The following is a 17,673-nucleotide window of genomic DNA, read 5'->3' as shown; positions in this document are numbered from 1 at the left end:
CGAAGCAGGAGATAGCATGACTCAATTGGCACACTACGTCAGCCTCAAGGGACGGACAGTGTTTATTACCGGTGGCGGCACCGGTATCGGCGAAGAACTGGTCACGGCTTTCGCCCATCAGGGGGCAAAGGTGGCGTTTGTGGATATCGCCAAAGACGCCAGCGAAGCACTGTGCAACAAACTGGCTGCTGCCGGTTTGCCTGCACCCTTGTTCCGTTATTGCGATATCACTGATATCCCGGCATTGCAAAAAACCATGGTTGAGCTGGCGGCAGAGATCGGTGATTTTGATGTGCTGGTCAACAATGCGGCCAATGATCAGCGCCATCAGACTGAAGAAGTCAGTGTCGAATACTGGAATGAACGTATCGCCATCAACCAGCGCCCCATGTTTTTTACCTGCCAGTCGGTGTTGCCGGGCATGAAGAAAAAAGGCGCTGGTTCCATCATCAATGTCAGCTCCATTTCCTGGCATATCAAGGGTGCGGGTTACCCCGTGTATGCCACCGCCAAGGCGGCAGTCGTTGGTTTGACACGTGGCCTGGCGCGCGAATTTGGCGCGCATGGCATACGGGTCAATACCGTGTCACCTGGATGGGTGATGACACAGCGCCAGATTGATTTGTGGGTGGATGAAGCGGGCGAGCAGGAAATCAAACGTAACCAGTGTCTTCCCAGCAAGCTGATGCCTGCCCATATCGCCTCCATGGTGCTGTTCCTGGCGGCGGATGATGGTGCCATGTGTACCGCGCAGGAATTTATCGTCGATGGCGGCTGGGTTTGATCTCTTGCATTTGATTTCCTTGGTTTGATTCCGGCTGCTTTCAGACCGAGACTGAGACCGTATAGCGTCTAGCAATACCTGTTGTCCCCGAATTTTTGTGATCCGCCTGTTTAAAAACAGGCGGCGGGGTGAACTCATGCCTTATCTTCAGATGGGAATGAATATGATAATCAGATCTAGCCTTGGTATGCTGTTGGGCTTGTTGGCTGGCACCAGCTTTGCAGCAAGCACGCTTGCAGCGACAACCTTGTCCAGCCCGGACCAGCACCTGCAATTGAAAGTCGAATTGTCGGCGCAGCAGCAACTGGTGTATAGCGTAGCGCGTGATAGCCAGGTAGTGATACTGCCATCAGCATTGGGCCTGCAACTGGATGCCGCCGATTTTACGCAACAGTTGAAGCTGGCGCAGACTTCTCCCGTCAAGTCGGTGACAGATACTTATGAAATGCTGGTGGGTAAGCGTCGCATCAATCACTATGCTGCGAATGAACAGGTAGTGACGATTGAAAATGCCAGCCATCAAAAAATGGATGTGGTGTTCAGGGTATCGAATGATGGGGTGGCTTTCCGTTATATCGTCAGTGACTCATCTGTCAAATTCAAGAAATTCGTCAGAGAAACGACTTCATTTGCACTGGATGATAAAGCCAGGGCATGGCTGCAACCTATCGCCGTGGCACAGACAGGTTTTGCCAATACCAACCCGTCTTATGAAGAACATTATCTGATGAATATCCCGGTGGGCACTGCCTCACCGTCGAAGGCTGGCTGGGTGTTTCCTGCCTTGTTTAATAGCGGTGATAGCTGGGTCGTGCTGACCGAAGCAGATATGGATGGCAGCTGGCATGCATCGCGTTTGCAGGCAGCTTCACCTGGGGGTGTTTATCAGCTTGGTACGCCCATGGCGGCAGAGGTATTCACTGATGGCAAGACTGCTGGCACCTTGCTGGCTGAAAGCAAGGATGTGTTGCGTTCACCCTGGCGCATCATTGGTGTAGGCAGTTTGCCTGGCATCATGAATTCGAATCTTGGTTCTGACCTGGCAGCGCCCGCCATCAAAATGGATGCCAGCATCGTCAAGCCTGGTCATGCATCCTGGAGCTGGGCTTTGCTCAAGGATGATTTTACGACTTTTGATGTACAGAAAAAATTCATCGATTATGCCGCCGACATGCACTGGGAATACACTCTCATTGATGCCGACTGGGATAAAAAAATAGGCTACGCAAAGCTCAGGCAACTGGTGGAATACGGTGCGACAAAGAATGTCGGCGTGCTAGTCTGGTACAACTCTTCCGGCGCATGGAATACGACCAAATATAGCCCCAAGAGCCAATTGCTGACCGCTGCACAGCGCAAGCAGGAATTTGCCCGTTTGCGTGATATCGGCGTCAAGGGTGTCAAGGTAGATTTTTTTGCCGGTGATGGTCAGTCCATGATCGCGTATTACATCGCCATTCTTAAAGATGCAGCGGATGCGGGCTTGCTGGTGAATTTTCATGGCTCAACCTTGCCACGCGGCTGGGCGCGTACCTATCCTAACCTGATGAGTATGGAAGCCGTCAAGGGGCTGGAATTTACGACATTCGGGCAAAAAGATCAGGATGCCGTTGCCACCCATGCAGCCATGCTGCCATTTGCGCGTAATCTGTTTGACCCCATGGATTTCACCCCTATGGTGTTTGCTGATATTCCCAAGATAGAACGCAAGACCCGCAATGGTTTTGAGCTGGCGGAATCGGTGCTGTTTTTGTCTGGCATCCAGCACTTTGCTGAAATACCCGAAGGCATGGCAACCGTACCTGCGTATGTCAAAAGCTTTTTGCAGACACTGCCAGTGACATGGGATGACAGCCGTTTCGTCGATGGTTACCCGGGGCAGTTTGTGGTAATCGCCCGTCGTGCCGGTAAAGCCTGGTATGTGGCGGCTATCAATGCGACAGACAGCGATAAGACAGTCAATCTGGATCTGTCATTTATCGGCGACAAGAAAGCACAAATGATAAGCGATGGCGATAGCAGCAGGGCGTTTGTGCAGCAGCCTGTGCAGGCTGTGAAAGACACCCGGATCACGATCAAAACCCATGGCGGCTTTGTCGCAGTTTTTGAGTAAATGAATATAGGTAATATCTTATAAAAACCAGGAGACAACAATGCAAATACTAAAAACCAGTTTCAAAGCAGGCGTATTTTCTGCGGTAGTCCTCGCATTTTCCGCGATGGCCATGCCGGCTCATGCAGCGAATGAAGTCAGTATCAGCATCGATGCAAAAAAAGCCGGGCCTGTCATCAACAAGAATATTTATGGACAGTTTGCCGAACATCTGGGTACGGGTATATATGAAGGCATGTGGGTAGGGCCGGATTCACCCATTCCCAATACCAAGGGCTGGCGCAATGACGTCATTGGTGCCTTGAAGAAGATGCATGTGCCGCTGGTGCGCTGGCCAGGCGGCTGTTTCGCGGATGAATACCACTGGCGTGATGGCATAGGCGCGCGTGAAAGCCGTCCGGTCAAGATGAATACCAACTGGGGCAATGTGGAAGAACGCAATGCTGTCGGTACTCATGAATTTTTTGACCTGGTTGACCTGCTGGGTGCAGATGCCTATGTGAACGGCAATCTGGGTTCCGGCTCTGCACAGGAAATGGCAGAATGGATGGAATACATGACCGGTGACGGCAAATCGACACTGGCAGAACTACGTCGCAAAAACGGGCGTGACAAGCCGTTCAAGGTTGCCTTCTTTGCGGTCGGTAATGAAGCATGGGGTTGTGGCGGCAACATGACGGCGGAGTATTACACCAATCTGTACAACCAAACCGTCAGTTTCCTGAAAGCCCCCAAGCCTTACATGCCAAAAATCATCGCCAGTGGTGGGCATGATGACGATACCACCTGGACTGATTACCTGTCTAAAAACATTCGTACGCGGGTTGACGGGATCAGTTTCCACTACTACACCCTGCCAACTGGTAACTGGAGCAAGAAAGGGTTGGCCATCGGTTTTGGTGAAGATCAATGGATATCCACGCTGAAAAACACCTTGCGTATGGATACGATGATCAAAAACAACGTCGCCAAGCTGGACAAAAACGATCCGAAAAACAAGATTTCTTTCGATGTGGATGAATGGGGTACATGGTATGACGTGGAGCCCGGCACCAATCCTGGCTTTCTGTATCAGCAAAGCAGTTTGCGCGATGCAGTGGTGGCGGCGCTGAATTTCAATATCTTCCATTCCTATGCTGGGCGTGTACGCATGACCAATATTGCTCAGATGGTGAATGTCTTGCAGGCCATGATCCTGACAGAAAAAGACAAGATGCTGCTGACGCCGACTTACCACGCATTTGAAATGTATGTGCCATTTCAAAATGCGACAGCCTTGCCTCTGACGATTGCGAATAACCCTGAATACAGTTTCGGTGGCACCAGCATCCCTGAAGTCAGCGCATCTGCGGCACGTGGGCAGGATGGCAAGCTGTATCTGTCGCTGGTCAATACCAATCCCAACAAGGATGTCAGTATTGATATTGATGTCGCCGGTGAAAAACTGACTGCCGCCAAAGGCCGTGTGCTGACGGCCAAGACCATGGACGCACACAATACCTTTGCACAACCGCAGGCCATACAACCAGCCAGCTTTAATGCCACTGCCAAGGCGGGCAAGCTGACCGTGAATGTCCCTGCCAAGGCAGTGATCGTCGTGTCGCTTGAATAGTTGAGCTGCAATCCCCTGACGGTGTATCGTCAGGGGATTGTCTAAAAGTAGGTAAGGTATAGTATGAAGCGCCGCTTTCTCCAACTGGTTGTCACCGTGTTTGCCGTATTTTTATTTTCTGTGCATGCACAGATCAAGGCTGCGGAAGTGGTGGTGCATGACCCGGTGATGGCGAAAGAGGGTGAAATTTACTACCTGTTCAGCACGGGGCAAGGAATCAGTTTTTACAGTTCCAGTAATATGCATGACTGGCGTCCGGAGGGACGGATTTTTGCTGGTGAACCTGCCTGGGCACGTAAGGCAGCCCCCAGCTTCCGAGGGTTTATCTGGGCGCCGGACATCCAGTTTCATGATGGAAAATACTATCTGTATTATTCCGTCTCCGGTTTTGGCCAACTGACATCCGGTATCGGGGTCACGGTCAACAAGACACTCAATCCACGCTCGCCAGACTATCACTGGCAAGACCAGGGCATGATCCTGCAATCCATACCCGGGCGAGATTTATGGAATGCCATCGATCCAAATATTGTGACTGATGACAAAGGCCAGGCCTGGATGGCCTTTGGTTCATTCTGGACCGGCATCAAGCTGGTGAAGCTGAATCCGGCGTGGACAGGCTTGGCAGAACCACAGGAATGGCATGCGATCGCGCAGCGTGCACGGCCAGCATTTACCCCGGATGAATCGGGTGGGCCGGCACAAATAGAAGCACCCTTCATTTTCAGGCGAGGTGATTATTATTACCTGTTCGTTTCATGGGGGCTGTGCTGTCAAAAAGAAAAAAGCACTTACCATCTGGTCGTAGGGCGTTCCAAAACCGTGACCGGACCTTACCTGGACAAGGAAGGCAAGGATATGGCAAAAGGTGGCGGCACGCTGTTTTTAACTGGCAATCAGGAGTGGCAGGCGCTCGGACATAATAGCGCCTATCACATGGATGGCAAGGATTATCTGGTATTGCATGCCTATGAAACAGCCGACAACTACCTGCAAAAACTGAAAATTCTCGACATGCAATGGGATGCCGACCTGTGGCCGGTGGTGGATGCCAGCCAGCTCAACACTTATCGCAGCGTGAAGCTGCCTGCCAAATAATATGAAAATTAATGGATTGAATAAGTTGCTCTTGACGTTGATGCAGTGTCTGGCCTTGACAACTTTGTCCATGCTGATATCGGGCTTTGCATCGGGCGAGGCATCGGCTGCGCAATTGTTTCCCCTTGCCGATGTACGACTGACGGCGAGCCCCTTTCTAAAAGCACAAACCAATAATCTGCACTATCTGATGGCCCTGGACCCGGATAAGTTGCTGGCTCCGTTCCGGCGTGAAGCTGGTTTGCCGGTGCCGGTTGCCAGCTATGGCAACTGGGAATCCAGCGGGCTGGACGGGCACATGGGCGGGCACTACCTGTCGGCCCTGGCGCTGATGGTCGCATCTACTGGTGACACGCAGGTGCTGGATCGCCTGAATTATTTTGTCGCAGAACTGAAGAAATGCCAGCAAGTGCAACACACAGGTTACCTGGGCGGTATACCCGGTGGTGTCGCGGCATGGCAGGCCATCGCGGATGGCAAGCTGAAGGCAGATAATTTTTCGGTCAATGGCAAGTGGGTGCCCTGGTATAACCTGCATAAAACCTATGCCGGCTTGCGCGATGCCTATCGTTATGCAGGCAATCGGGATGCACGTGAGATGCTGATCGCAATGGCGGACTGGGCTGGCGAACTCGCCACGCACCTGAACCAGGAACAAATGCAAACCATGCTGCGTAGTGAACATGGCGGCATGAATGAAGTCTTTGCCGATGTGGCTGAAATGACGGGCGATAAAAAATATCTGGACCTGGCAATCCGTTTTTCACACCAGGCGATCTTGCAGCCACTGTTGCGCAAGGAAGATAAACTCAATGGTCTGCATGCGAATACCCAAATCCCCAAAGTCATCGGTTTCAAACGTATAGGTGATTTGAGCGGGCAGCAGGACTGGCAGCAGGCCGCGGCATTTTTCTGGCAGGTGGTGCATGACCATCGTACGGTGGCGATAGGCGGCAACAGCGTCAAGGAACATTTTCATGACGATAAAAATTTCTCGTCCATGATCAATGAAGTGGAAGGACCGGAAACCTGCAATACCTACAATATGCTGAAGCTGACCGAGCTATTGTTTTTGAGTGACCCCAAAGCCAGTTATAGCGATTATTACGAACGTGCGTTGTACAACCATATTTTGTCATCGCAGCATCCTGATACGGGCGGACTGGTGTATTTCACGCCCATGCGCCCCAACCATTACCGCGTGTATTCGCAAGTGGACCAGGCGATGTGGTGTTGCGTGGGTTCAGGCATAGAAAGTCATGCCAAGTATGGCGAATTCATTTATGCCCATGATGCCGATAGTCTGTACGTCAATCTGTTTATTCCTTCCACCTTGAACTGGCGTGAAAAGAAGGTGGAACTGACACAAAGCACAGATTTCCCGGATCAGGGACGTACCCGCATCGTTATTAATAAAGGGCAGGACTTCACACTCAAGATTCGCTACCCGGCATGGGTGGCTGCGGGCAAGCTGGAATTGCGTGTCAATCATGTGCCTGTCAGGCTAACAGCCACGCCGGGCAGTTATATCGAGATTAAACGTACATGGAAAAAAGGTGATCAGGTGGATATCAGCCTGCCCATGACGACCACGCTGGAAGGCATGCCGGATGCCAGCAATTATTATGCGATTCTGCATGGCCCCATTGTGCTGGCTGCCAGAACCAGTCTGTTTGCAAATCAGTTTGCCAACGAAAGCCTGAACTTTTTTGCCGACGATAGCCGCATGGGGCATATTGCAAAAGGGCCGGTATGCCCACTGGAAGCAGCCCCCGTGCTGGTGGACGATGTGGACAGTTTCATGCGCAAGATCAGGCCAGTCAAGGGTAAACCGTTGCAATTTACTGCACCGGTGATGATGTCGGGGCAGGGGGTACAAAGTGAGCAGATTGTTACCTTACTTCCATTCTTCCGCCTGCATGAGGCCCGATACACGATTTACTGGCCACAAACCAGTCCAGAAAATCTCGCCAGCCGCTGGTCCGAAGCAGCCGCCGCCGAAGCCGGACGCCTGGCCCTGGATGCGCAGACCATAGACCAGGTTGCACCGGGCGAACAACAGCCCGAATCAGATCACTTTTTCAAGGGCGAGGGCGCTGATGCCGGTATCCATTTGGGGCGGCACTGGCGTCATACCAGTGGCTGGTTCAGTTACGAATTGAATGACAAAGAGGGCAAGGCAGGCAGCCTGCGTCTTAGTTTTACAAGAACCGACGCTGGGCGGAGATTTGATATCTATATCAACGATCATTTGCTCAAGACATTGGTATTAACAGCCGATCATGCCGAAGATATTTATGATCTGGATATACCGGTTCCGGCTGATGTCGTGGCTAGTGCCGGGGGCAAACTGACAGTGCGCTTTGTTGCACAGCCTGGATCGATGGCGGGTGGTTTGTACGGTTTGCGCTTATTGCGTAAGCCCTGATTTTCATATGGAGCGGAACTCGTGATATAAGATTTGTCGGCTATATTCAAAGCCGCTCCTATAAAAACTATAAAAAAGCAAAACGGCCTTATATGAAATTATTACCTGCAATAAAAATCGCAACGCTGTTTTTACTTGGTGTGCTGAGTGCTTACGCTGTTTGGGCTGACACCATTATTCCAGCTTCAGATCCCAAACTGCAATATACAGGGCGTATCGATTTCAGTAACCGCCAGGCACCACAACTGAGCTGGCCAGGTACCAGCATCGCTGCCAATTTTACCGGCCCGTCGCTTACGGTGGTGCTGGATGATCAGTTTGGCAATAATTATTTCAACGTCTTTATTGACGATGACTATGAGCATCCGCTGATTATCCGGGCCGGGCAAGGCGAGCGAAAATATCCCGTCGCCACCAACCTGCCGAACGGCCCGCATAAATTCTTGCTGACCAAACGTACCGAGGGAGAAGAGGGTGCCACCGCATTCAAGGGCCTGGAACTGGCAAGGTCGGGGACGCTGCTGGCACCGCCAGTGAGGCTTGCCAGGCGCATAGAATTTTTTGGCGACTCCATTACCTCTGGGGCAGGTAATGAAGCCCCTGACAATGGTCCGGACAATTTTGCCAAAGACAAAAATAATTTCATGACCTATGACGCCATTACAGCCCGTAATTTAAATGCGGAGCTGCACGTCACTTCCCAGAGCGGCATAGGCTTGATGATCAGCTGGTTTCCCTTCACCATGCCGCAGTTTTACAATCAGCTCAGTGCCGTTGGTAAAAATGACAGTCGCTGGGATTTTTCACGCTGGACTCCCGATGTTGTCGTCATCAATCTTTTCCAGAATGACGCCTGGCTCATTGATCGTGAACATCGCTTGCGGCCAGAACCTGATGACGAGCAAAGAGTGCAGGCGTATATGGATTTCGTGAAAACCGTCCGTGCCACCTATCCGTCTGCCTATATCGTATGTGCATTGGGTAGCATGGATGCGATGAGGCCAGGTTCAAAATGGCCTGGCTATGTCAGCAGCGCTGTGGCCCGTCTCAAACAGGCCAATCCGGAAGAGCGAATGGATACCATATTCTTCGAATTTACCGGTTACGCTGCCCATCCGCGGGTGGCACAGCATATCCGCAATGCCGACAAGTTAAGCGCATTTCTGCGGGAAAAAATGCACTGGTGATCTGATGCTTATGCTGGAGCAGCATAAATAAAGTTGTAAATACGATATTTTTCCGGGCAACTATTTTTGAGATGCGATATCAAAAAAGATATCGCAACTTAAAAATAAATCATTGGATGGCTATGGCTGTTTCTTTTACACTAGAAAAATAAGATAAGCTCGCTGAATTTGTAGTTGTGCAGTCATGCACTCATGTATTCAAATTCAGCAGGGCACCTAGCAGGGTACAACAAATACTCAGGAGACCAGCATGACATTCAGCCGTAGATCGTTCTTGGGCAATGCAATCCAGCTTGCCATTATCACCATAGCCGGATTCGGTAGCGCATCTGCTCTGGCAGCCAAACCTGTCGTAATGGGTTTCTCGCAAGTGGGTGCCGAGAGCGAATGGCGTACCGCCAATACCCTGTCCATCAAAGATGCGGCCAAAAAAGATGGCATTAACCTCAAATTTGCTGATGCCCAGCAAAAACAGGAAAACCAGGTCAAGGCCATTCGTTCCTTCATCGCCCAAAAAGTCGATGTCATCGCTTTCTCGCCTGTGGTTGAAACGGGTTGGGATACCGTGTTGCGTGAAGCCAAGGCTGCCAAGATACCGGTTATTCTGACCGACAGGGCGGTCAATGTGACGGATACATCGCTGTATGTGACCTTTATTGGCTCTGATTTTGTTGAAGAAGGCCGTCGTGCTGGCCGCTGGCTGCTGGAGCGTGCCAAGAAAACCCCGGATCGCACTCTGAATATCGTTGAACTTCAGGGTACCGTGGGTTCTGCCCCTGCGATAGACCGCAAGAATGGGTTTGAACAGGCAATAGCTGGTAATGCCAAGATAAAGATTATCCGTTCCCAGACCGGTGACTTTACCCGTGCCAAGGGTAAGGAAGTCATGGAAGCCTTCCTTAAATCCCAGGGCAAGAACATCAACGTGGTGTATGCGCACAATGATGATATGGCAATTGGTGCCATACAGGCGATAGAAGAAGCAGGTATGAAGCCGGGTACTGACATAATCATCATTTCGATTGATGGTGTGAAAGGTGCGTTCGAAGCCATGATCGCTGGTAAGCTCAATGTCACGGTGGAATGCAGCCCTTTGCTGGGTCCGCAACTGATGCAGGTGGCGCGTGATGTGCTGGCAGGTAAGCCTGTACCCAAGCGGATTACAACAGAAGAAGGCGTGTTCCCGGCTGAAGTTGCGGCCAAAGAATTCCCTAATCGCAAATACTGAAACCTGCAGGCTGTTGCTGAAGATGCGCGGGGAGGCGGTGTCCTCCCTTTTTGTATCGCCTGCCGGTAGTATGTCTGGCTTAGGGCAGCAGTACAGTACAGCCTTTGCAGCCCCCAAACTGTTGATGATTATGAGCGTATCCGATAACGGAGCATCTGCCACGCCTGTGCTGGAACTGCGTGGCATAGACAAGAGTTTCCCCGGCGTAAAAGCGCTGAGCCAGGCTGGCTTGCGCCTGTTTGCCGGTGAAGTGCATACTCTGATGGGGCAGAACGGTGCCGGAAAATCCAGCCTGATCAAGGTACTGACGGGTGTCTATACACCGGATGGCGGCAGCATTTTACTGGATGGTAAGCCTGTCCAGCCGCAATCTACTTCTGATGCGCAAGACCTGGGCATCAGCACCGTCTATCAGGAAGTGAATTTGTGTACCAATCTGTCGGTCGCTGAAAATATTTTCATCGGTCGCTATCCCAAACGTTTCGGTCGCATCGACTGGCGCAGCATGCGCCAGCAGGCGGCTGGCATACTGGCGCAATTGCAGATTGATATCGATGTGACTGCACCGCTGGCGCAATATTCCCTGGCGATACAGCAAATGGTGGCGATATCGCGGGCTATCAGTGTGTCGGCCAGGGTGCTGATACTGGATGAGCCGACTTCCAGCCTGGATGAGGCCGAAGTGCAATTACTGTTCAGCGTGTTGAAGCGCTTGCGTGAACAGGGCATGGCCATCCTGTTTGTTACCCACTTTTTAGAGCAGACCTATGCGATTTCTGATCGCATTACGGTGCTGCGCAATGGCATGCTGGAAGGTGAATACCTGTGCCAGGATCTGTCACGGCTGGCGCTGGTGAATAAAATGATAGGCGCACCGGACGAGGCTGAACAGTTGCAATCCAGTATCGATGGTGCAGATGGAATTACATCTGCAGGCAATGAGACTGCCATTTTTTTAGAGGCGCATGGCCTGGGACGCAAGGGTGCCATCCTGCCCATGGATTTGACCATCAATGCGGGCCAGATACTGGGGTTTTGTGGATTGCTGGGTGCCGGTCGTACCGAGGCGGCACGCCTGCTGTTTGGTGCTGACAAGGCGGATAGCGGGCATATCCGTATAGGCGGCAAGGATAGACATTTTTCATCGCCCAGGGATGCCATTGCTGCCGGTATTGCTTTCTGTTCTGAAGACCGCAAACATGAAGGCGCGATACTGTCTTTGTCCGTGCGTGAAAACATGATGCTGGCCCTGCAGGCCAGGACCGGTATCTTGCGTGCCCTGCCCATGAAAGAACAACAGGCGCTGGCGCTGGAATATGTACAAAGCCTGGGCATTAAAACCGCTGATATCGATACGCCCATAGGCACGCTGTCTGGTGGTAACCAGCAAAAGGTGTTGCTGGCGCGCTGGCTGTTGACATCGCCAGGTTTGCTGATACTGGATGAACCTACCCGTGGCATTGATGTGAAAGCCAAGCAGGAGATTATGGATTTCGTGTCCACCCTGTGTCGCAAGGGCCTGGCAGTCTTGTTCATTTCATCCGAATTGCCGGAAGTCTTGCGTTGCAGCGACCGCATGTTGGTCCTGCGTGACCGCAAGATTTGCGGCGAATATGCAAAAGGCGAACTGGATGAAACATCCGTCCTGGAAGTCATAGCAGGGGGCGCGTGATGACCATGTCAGCAAAAGCCGATACATCATCTGCGCCGCCATTGCCATCCGGCCCTGTACCGACCTTGTCCATGAAAAACAGATTATCTATCCTGCTACAGCATCCCTTGTCCCGCCCCATACTGGCATTGCTGGTGTTGTGTGTCATTGATTTGCTGATGATTCCCGGTTTCTTTCATTTGCGATTGCAGGATGGCCATCTGTATGGCAGCGTGATTGATATCCTGAATCGTGCGGCACCGCTGATGTTGACCGCAGTGGGCATGACACTGGTGATTGCCACGCGTGGTATTGATATCTCTGTCGGTGCAGTGGTGGCCCTGTCAGGCACTGTCGCTGCCATGCTGATAGGCGGCACGCTGAGCATGAAAAACGGCACACCCGAATATGTCAGCAACACCCCCATGGTATGGGCATTGTGTGCAGCGCTGGGTGCGGCCCTGTTGTGTGGCGTGTGGAATGGTGCGCTGGTGGCCTTGCTGGGCCTGCAACCTATCGTGGCGACGCTGATACTGATGGTGGCAGGGCGTGGGTTGGCACAACTGCTGACAGATGGGCAAATTGTCACCGTGTATTACCAGCCGTATTTCTTCATAGGTAGCGGCTATTTGTTTGGCTTGCCGTTTTCATTGACGATAGTTGCCGTGGTGTTTTTGCTGACCGCGCTGATCATGCGCAAAACGGCGCTGGGCCTGTTCATACAGGCTATCGGCATCAACCCGGTGGCAGCCAGGCTGGCAGGCATCAGGACCGCTGCCCTGATATTTTTTGTTTACCTGTTTTGCAGCCTGTGCGCCGGTGTTGCCGGCTTGATGATCAGTGCCAATATCAAAAGTGCCGATGCAAATAATGCCGGGCTCTTGCTGGAACTGGATGCCATTCTGGCTGTGACTCTGGGTGGCACGTCGCTGAATGGCGGCAAGTTCAGTCTGATAGGCAGCGTGATAGGTGCGCTCATCATACAGACGCTGACGTATACGATTTATGCAATGGGTGTGCCGCCAGAGGTGAATATGGTGGTCAAATCCATCGTCGTATTCGTGGTATGCCTGTCCCAATCCGCCGAATTCAAAGGCATTTGGCAACGTGCCATGGCACGTGTCAAACGTTCTTCCTAGCTTACGAAGATTCTTCGACATGAATCCTTTTTTTCTGACTTTACGCAAGCTCACGCATAGCGCGTATTTTATCTCGCTGGTGACGGTTGTCCTGTTATTGCTGATGCTGGTGCTGGGGGGCGTGGCTTATCCCGGGTTTTTATCCTTGCAGGTAATCTGCAACCTGCTCATCGATAATGCTTTTTTGCTGGTAATTGCCATCGGTATGAGTTTTGTCATTCTGTCGGGCGGCATTGATCTGTCGGTTGGATCGGTACTGGCACTGAGTACCATGATCACAGCTTGGATGCTGCAGATGTGGCACTGGCCGCCTATCGTGGTGGTGCCGCTGGTATTGGTGCTGGGCAGCCTGTTTGGGGCTGCCATGGGAGCCATGATTCATTTCTTTAAATTGCAGGCATTTATCGTTACTCTGGCCGGCATGTTCCTGGCGCGTGGGCTGTGCTATCTGATCAGCATCAATTCCATCACTATTGATGACCCGTGGTTTGTCAGTATGTCGCAGAGCCAGTTGGCGTTTCTTGATGTGTTTGTTTCGCCGGGTGTGGTGATTGCCTTGCTGATGCTGGGTCTGGCCATTTATCTGGCGCACTACAGCGAATTTGGACGCGCGGTATATGCCATAGGCGGGAATGAGCAAAGCGCCCTGATGATGGGCTTGCCGGTCGCCCGGACCAAGGTCATGATTTATGCGTTCAGTGGTTTTTGTGCGGCACTGGCTGGTTTATTGTTTTCGTTTTATATGCTGTCCGGCTATGGCTTGCATGCGCAGGGCACGGAGCTGGATGCCATCGCTGCCGTGGTCATCGGCGGCACCTTGCTGACTGGTGGCGTCGGTTATGTGGCTGGTGCGTTGACCGGCGTGCTGGTACTGGGCACCATACAAACCCTGATTGCCTTTGATGGGACACTAAGCTCGTGGTGGACGAAGATCGTCATAGGCGGCTTATTATTTATATTCTGCCTGGTGCAAAGAATCATGGTGATCAGTGCTGGAAAAACCTCCGCGCCGTCTGCAATTGCGGGTAAGGCCTGATACCGTAGTGGGCGCAGGTAGGTGAAAAATGAATGCGAGAAGTGAAGGCAGGGCAACCGTCTGAATCACATATCACCAGGATCGAGCGGGGCTTGTGAGTACGTGTTTTACTCTTCTATAAGTCCTGCGCTTCAGGTTTACAAACTATAATATATTTCAGGAATATCAAAAATCCCCAAAAATATGTGGCAACATGCCCCCGGCGAATTCAATATTGATTACGGCATTGCTCATCTATGGATACACCCAACCCTAACTGGTTTTTGCGCGCACGTCTGAAGACCAGGCAATTATTGCTGTTGATTGCACTTGATGAGCACCGCAATATCCACCGCGCATCCGAAGCCCTGCACATGACGCAACCGGCAGCGTCCAAGCAGCTCAAGGACCTGGAAGAAATGCTGGACGTGCAGTTGTTTGATCGCCTGCCACGCGGGATGGAACCCACCATCTTCGGCGAAACCATGATACGTCATGCACGCATGGCGCTGAACAGCCTGGCTCTTGCCCATGACGATATCGTGGCGCTCAGGTCTGGTTTGCTGGGGCAGGTGGAAGTGGGTGTCATCATGACGCCAGGCATGGCCTTGCTGCCCAAGGCCATTGCCCGTATCAAACAGCAGGCCCCCCTGTTGCGCATAGGCGTGCACATGGAACAAAGCAATATCCTGCTGGAGCGCCTGCAGCGTGGCAGCCTGGATTTTATGATAGGCCGCATCCTTGATCAGGAAAACAGTGCCAGCCTGAGCTATGAAGAACTGACCGAAGAGCCCGCCTGTGCCGTGGCCCGTATCGGTCACCCTTTGCTGGAGCACCCGAATCTGCAATTGCAGGATATAAATACCTGCCCCTGGATATTGCCACTGCAAGGCAGCGTCCTGCGCCACCGCTTCGACATGATGTTCAGGCGGGCAGGGCTGGAGCCGCCGGTGAATGTGGTTGATACCACGGCTTTGCTGCTGATCACTGCCTTATTGCAGCAGACCGATAGCCTGCATGTCATGCCGGTGGATGTGGCGCGCTACTATGCATCCCTGAATGTATTGAGTATCTTGCCGATAGAATTGCCGTGCAAGATGGATGCCTTTGGCATCATCCGCCAGCGCGATCATTTGCTGTCACCTGGTGCCGGCCTGTTGTTGCAGGCCCTACGGACTGTGGCTGCAGAGTTGTATTAATCTGGCATGCTCTATGCTTATCATTAATTGTTGCTGACACTTACTTTCCAGACGTTCATGTCCATCATTTACTCCACACTTAATCATCAATTGCGGGTTCCGCTTGCTTCGGAAATTCATTCCCGTCCTTTTTTGAAATTGCAGGCGCCTGAACGCATATCGCACCTTGCTGTGTATTCCGGTGCTGAAAGCAAGGCCGTCACTTCCATAGCGCATGAACAGCATGCGCTGCTGGCTGCTCTGTGCGCGCATTTTGCTGTGGCAGCACCGGCTGGTACAGCCAAATATTTTTATCACGATTTTGGACGGTTTCGCCTGAAGTGGGAATGCCATGCCGAATTTGCCACCTATACCTTTGCCGAAAGCCTGGCAGAAGTACCGGCCCTGGGCGAGATGTTTGAACACATGCCGGTAACGCAGTTGCCCGGTGAATGGTTATTGCGCCTGCAGGGCAAAATGCTGGTAGCTGCACATGTCGCCTTGTGCCGCAATGGCGAAAGTACCGAGCAGTTTGCGCGCAGCCTGGCGCGGGTGTTTGAAGGCAATGTGCTGGCCGGTAGCCATGTCATGCAAGGGGGCGAACTGTGGTCGGATTTCGCCATTCAGGCAGACGGTTTCAGTCGCTTTGTGATACGTGATATCGACATGCGCGCCATGCAGGCAGGGCGCCTCGTGCAACGCATACTGGAAATTGAAACCTATCGCATGATGGCCTTGCTGGGCCTGCCCTATGCCCAGCAGGCAGCAGCCTCATTGAACAGCATAGAAAATGAACTGGTCGCCCTGTCGGCAGCCATGGTCAAGGCAGGTGAGTCCGGCAAGGAAAATGCACCGGAGCAGGATGGCGTATCAGTCCATGATCTGCTGGACCAGATCATGCGTCTGGCTGCGCGCATAGAAAAACTGGCGCTGGACAATAGCTACCGTTTTTCTGCTTCCCAGGCGTATTTCAGAATTATCGAAGCACGCATAGAAGAATTACGCGAAGTCCGGATAGAAGGCATTCCCACCATAGAAGAATTCATGGACCGGCGTTTGACGCCCGCCATGAATACCTGCGTTGCCATGCTTAACCGGCAGGAAGCGCTGGCGCAAAGAATTGCCAACACCAATGATTTGTTGCGCACCCGTGTTGGCATTGTGCAGGAAGCACAGAACCGCCAGATACTGCAATCCATGAATGCCCGTGCTGCACAGCAATTGCGCCTGCAACAGGCGGTGGAGGGCTTGTCGGTCGCCGCCATTTCGTATTATGTGACTGGTCTGTTTTCCTATGTCGGCAAAGCCATCAAGCAGACGGGTGTCAATCTGAATACCGATCTGTTTACCGGCATCATGGTGCCGCTGGTGGTGGGCGCGGTATGGCTGAGCCTGCGCCACATGCACAAGAAAATGCATGCGCATTGAAATGCAGGGTTTGCTGTTATTGATGTAATTTAAATGATTACAGGTGTTGCAAGGTAGTTAAGAAATACCTTCGAAATGCAAGGGATTGTTACCAGGCGTTGTTTTTCCGCCCGGCGCGTCAACAAACTATTGTCTGTCGCGTTGATTGAGTACATCACTTTTTTTCGGAGTACATCATGCGCAAGCTTACTATCCTGACTTCAATTGCACTCATTTGCTCGATGGCAGGATGTGCGGTGCAACGTTATCCTGCCAATACACAGGGGCAATATCCAACCCAATACCCCAATCAGAATCAATACCAGCAATATCCAACTCAGTATCCAGGGTATGGGCAAAATCAAACGCCTTATCCAAATCAGTACCAGAATCAAAATGCCTATGTGGATACAGCACTTATCGTTGGTATTCGTGAAGTCAATGTCGGCAGCGGCGGTTCTTCTGGTGCCGGTGCTGCAGTCGGCGCCCTGATTGGTGGTGTTCTTGGTCATCAGGTTGGCAAGGGCAGTGGACGCGACCTGGCAACGATAGGCGGTGCGATTGCCGGTGGCGTGCTGGGTAATGAAATGGAGCGCTCATCCACACCCAAAAACAAGCTGGAACTGACAGTGCGCCTGCAAAATGGCGAACAACGTACCTTGCTGGTGGAACCGAATAATTACTATCGTATGGGCGACAGGGTCAGGGTTAGCTTCCAGAACGGCCAATTGGCATTGGCTCCCTGAGTCTGGTTATGCCTCTTGATGCATAGTTGATAAAAAAGATATATTCAACCCCGGCGCTTCAGGTAGTGCCGGGGTTTTGTTTTGTAA

Annotated in this window: 13 protein-coding genes; all 13 read left to right on the top strand. The window is 52.0% G+C overall.

The genetic code is table 11. The features are described from left to right. Positions 1-16 precede the first annotated feature (16 nt). Positions 17-784, top strand: coding sequence for an SDR family NAD(P)-dependent oxidoreductase (locus H8L32_RS08300; protein WP_186946680.1), 768 nt, complete (start codon positions 17-19; stop codon positions 782-784). Between the two features lie 163 nt (positions 785-947). Continuing rightward, complete coding sequence (locus H8L32_RS08295; protein WP_186946679.1) at positions 948-2,897, top strand: glycoside hydrolase family 97 protein; 1,950 nt, start codon at positions 948-950, stop codon at positions 2,895-2,897. A gap of 40 nt (positions 2,898-2,937) precedes the next feature. Continuing rightward, complete coding sequence (locus H8L32_RS08290) at positions 2,938-4,509, top strand: alpha-N-arabinofuranosidase (RefSeq protein ID WP_186946678.1); 1,572 nt, start codon at positions 2,938-2,940, stop codon at positions 4,507-4,509. Between the two features lie 63 nt (positions 4,510-4,572). Continuing rightward, positions 4,573-5,607, top strand: a complete 1,035-nt coding sequence (locus tag H8L32_RS08285) for an arabinan endo-1,5-alpha-L-arabinosidase (RefSeq protein WP_186946677.1) — start codon at positions 4,573-4,575, stop codon at positions 5,605-5,607. A 55-nt stretch (positions 5,608-5,662) separates the two neighbouring features. Next, a complete protein-coding gene (locus H8L32_RS08280) occupies positions 5,663-8,035 on the top strand; it encodes a glycoside hydrolase family 127 protein (protein ID WP_329605163.1) in 2,373 nt (790 codons plus the stop codon). Between the two features lie 92 nt (positions 8,036-8,127). Next, positions 8,128-9,222, top strand: coding sequence for an SGNH/GDSL hydrolase family protein (locus tag H8L32_RS08275; RefSeq protein WP_186946676.1), 1,095 nt, complete (start codon positions 8,128-8,130; stop codon positions 9,220-9,222). Between the two features lie 250 nt (positions 9,223-9,472). Further along, positions 9,473-10,450, top strand: a complete 978-nt coding sequence (locus tag H8L32_RS08270; protein ID WP_186946675.1) for an ABC transporter substrate-binding protein — start codon at positions 9,473-9,475, stop codon at positions 10,448-10,450. Positions 10,451-10,574: 124 nt separating this feature from the next. Beyond that, entirely contained in the window at positions 10,575-12,122 is a 1,548-nt protein-coding gene (locus H8L32_RS08265) for a sugar ABC transporter ATP-binding protein (protein ID WP_408058838.1), read from the top strand. A gap of 5 nt (positions 12,123-12,127) precedes the next feature. Continuing rightward, positions 12,128-13,240: an ABC transporter permease gene (locus tag H8L32_RS08260; protein WP_186946808.1), complete on the top strand. Its 1,113-nt coding sequence runs from the start codon at positions 12,128-12,130 to the stop codon at positions 13,238-13,240. 19 nt (positions 13,241-13,259) lie between these two features. Continuing rightward, positions 13,260-14,276, top strand: coding sequence for a galactofuranose ABC transporter, permease protein YjfF (yjfF, locus tag H8L32_RS08255; RefSeq protein WP_186946673.1), 1,017 nt, complete (start codon positions 13,260-13,262; stop codon positions 14,274-14,276). Between the two features lie 236 nt (positions 14,277-14,512). Then, positions 14,513-15,454, top strand: a complete 942-nt coding sequence (locus H8L32_RS08250) for a LysR family transcriptional regulator (RefSeq protein ID WP_186946672.1) — start codon at positions 14,513-14,515, stop codon at positions 15,452-15,454. Between the two features lie 57 nt (positions 15,455-15,511). Next, entirely contained in the window at positions 15,512-16,861 is a 1,350-nt protein-coding gene (locus H8L32_RS08245) for a DUF3422 family protein (protein ID WP_186946671.1), read from the top strand. 176 nt (positions 16,862-17,037) lie between these two features. Beyond that, the gene (locus H8L32_RS08240) at positions 17,038-17,586 is read left to right on the top strand and encodes an outer membrane lipoprotein (protein ID WP_186946670.1); all 549 of its coding nucleotides are present in this window, start codon (positions 17,038-17,040) and stop codon (positions 17,584-17,586) included. Positions 17,587-17,673: the final 87 nt, after the last annotated feature.

Source organism: Undibacterium hunanense, from assembly GCF_014284335.1.
GTDB classification, from domain to species: Bacteria; Pseudomonadota; Gammaproteobacteria; order Burkholderiales; family Burkholderiaceae_D; genus Undibacterium; species Undibacterium hunanense.
Note: the sequence above shows the minus strand (reverse complement) of the source record. Positions and strands in the feature narration are given on the sequence as shown.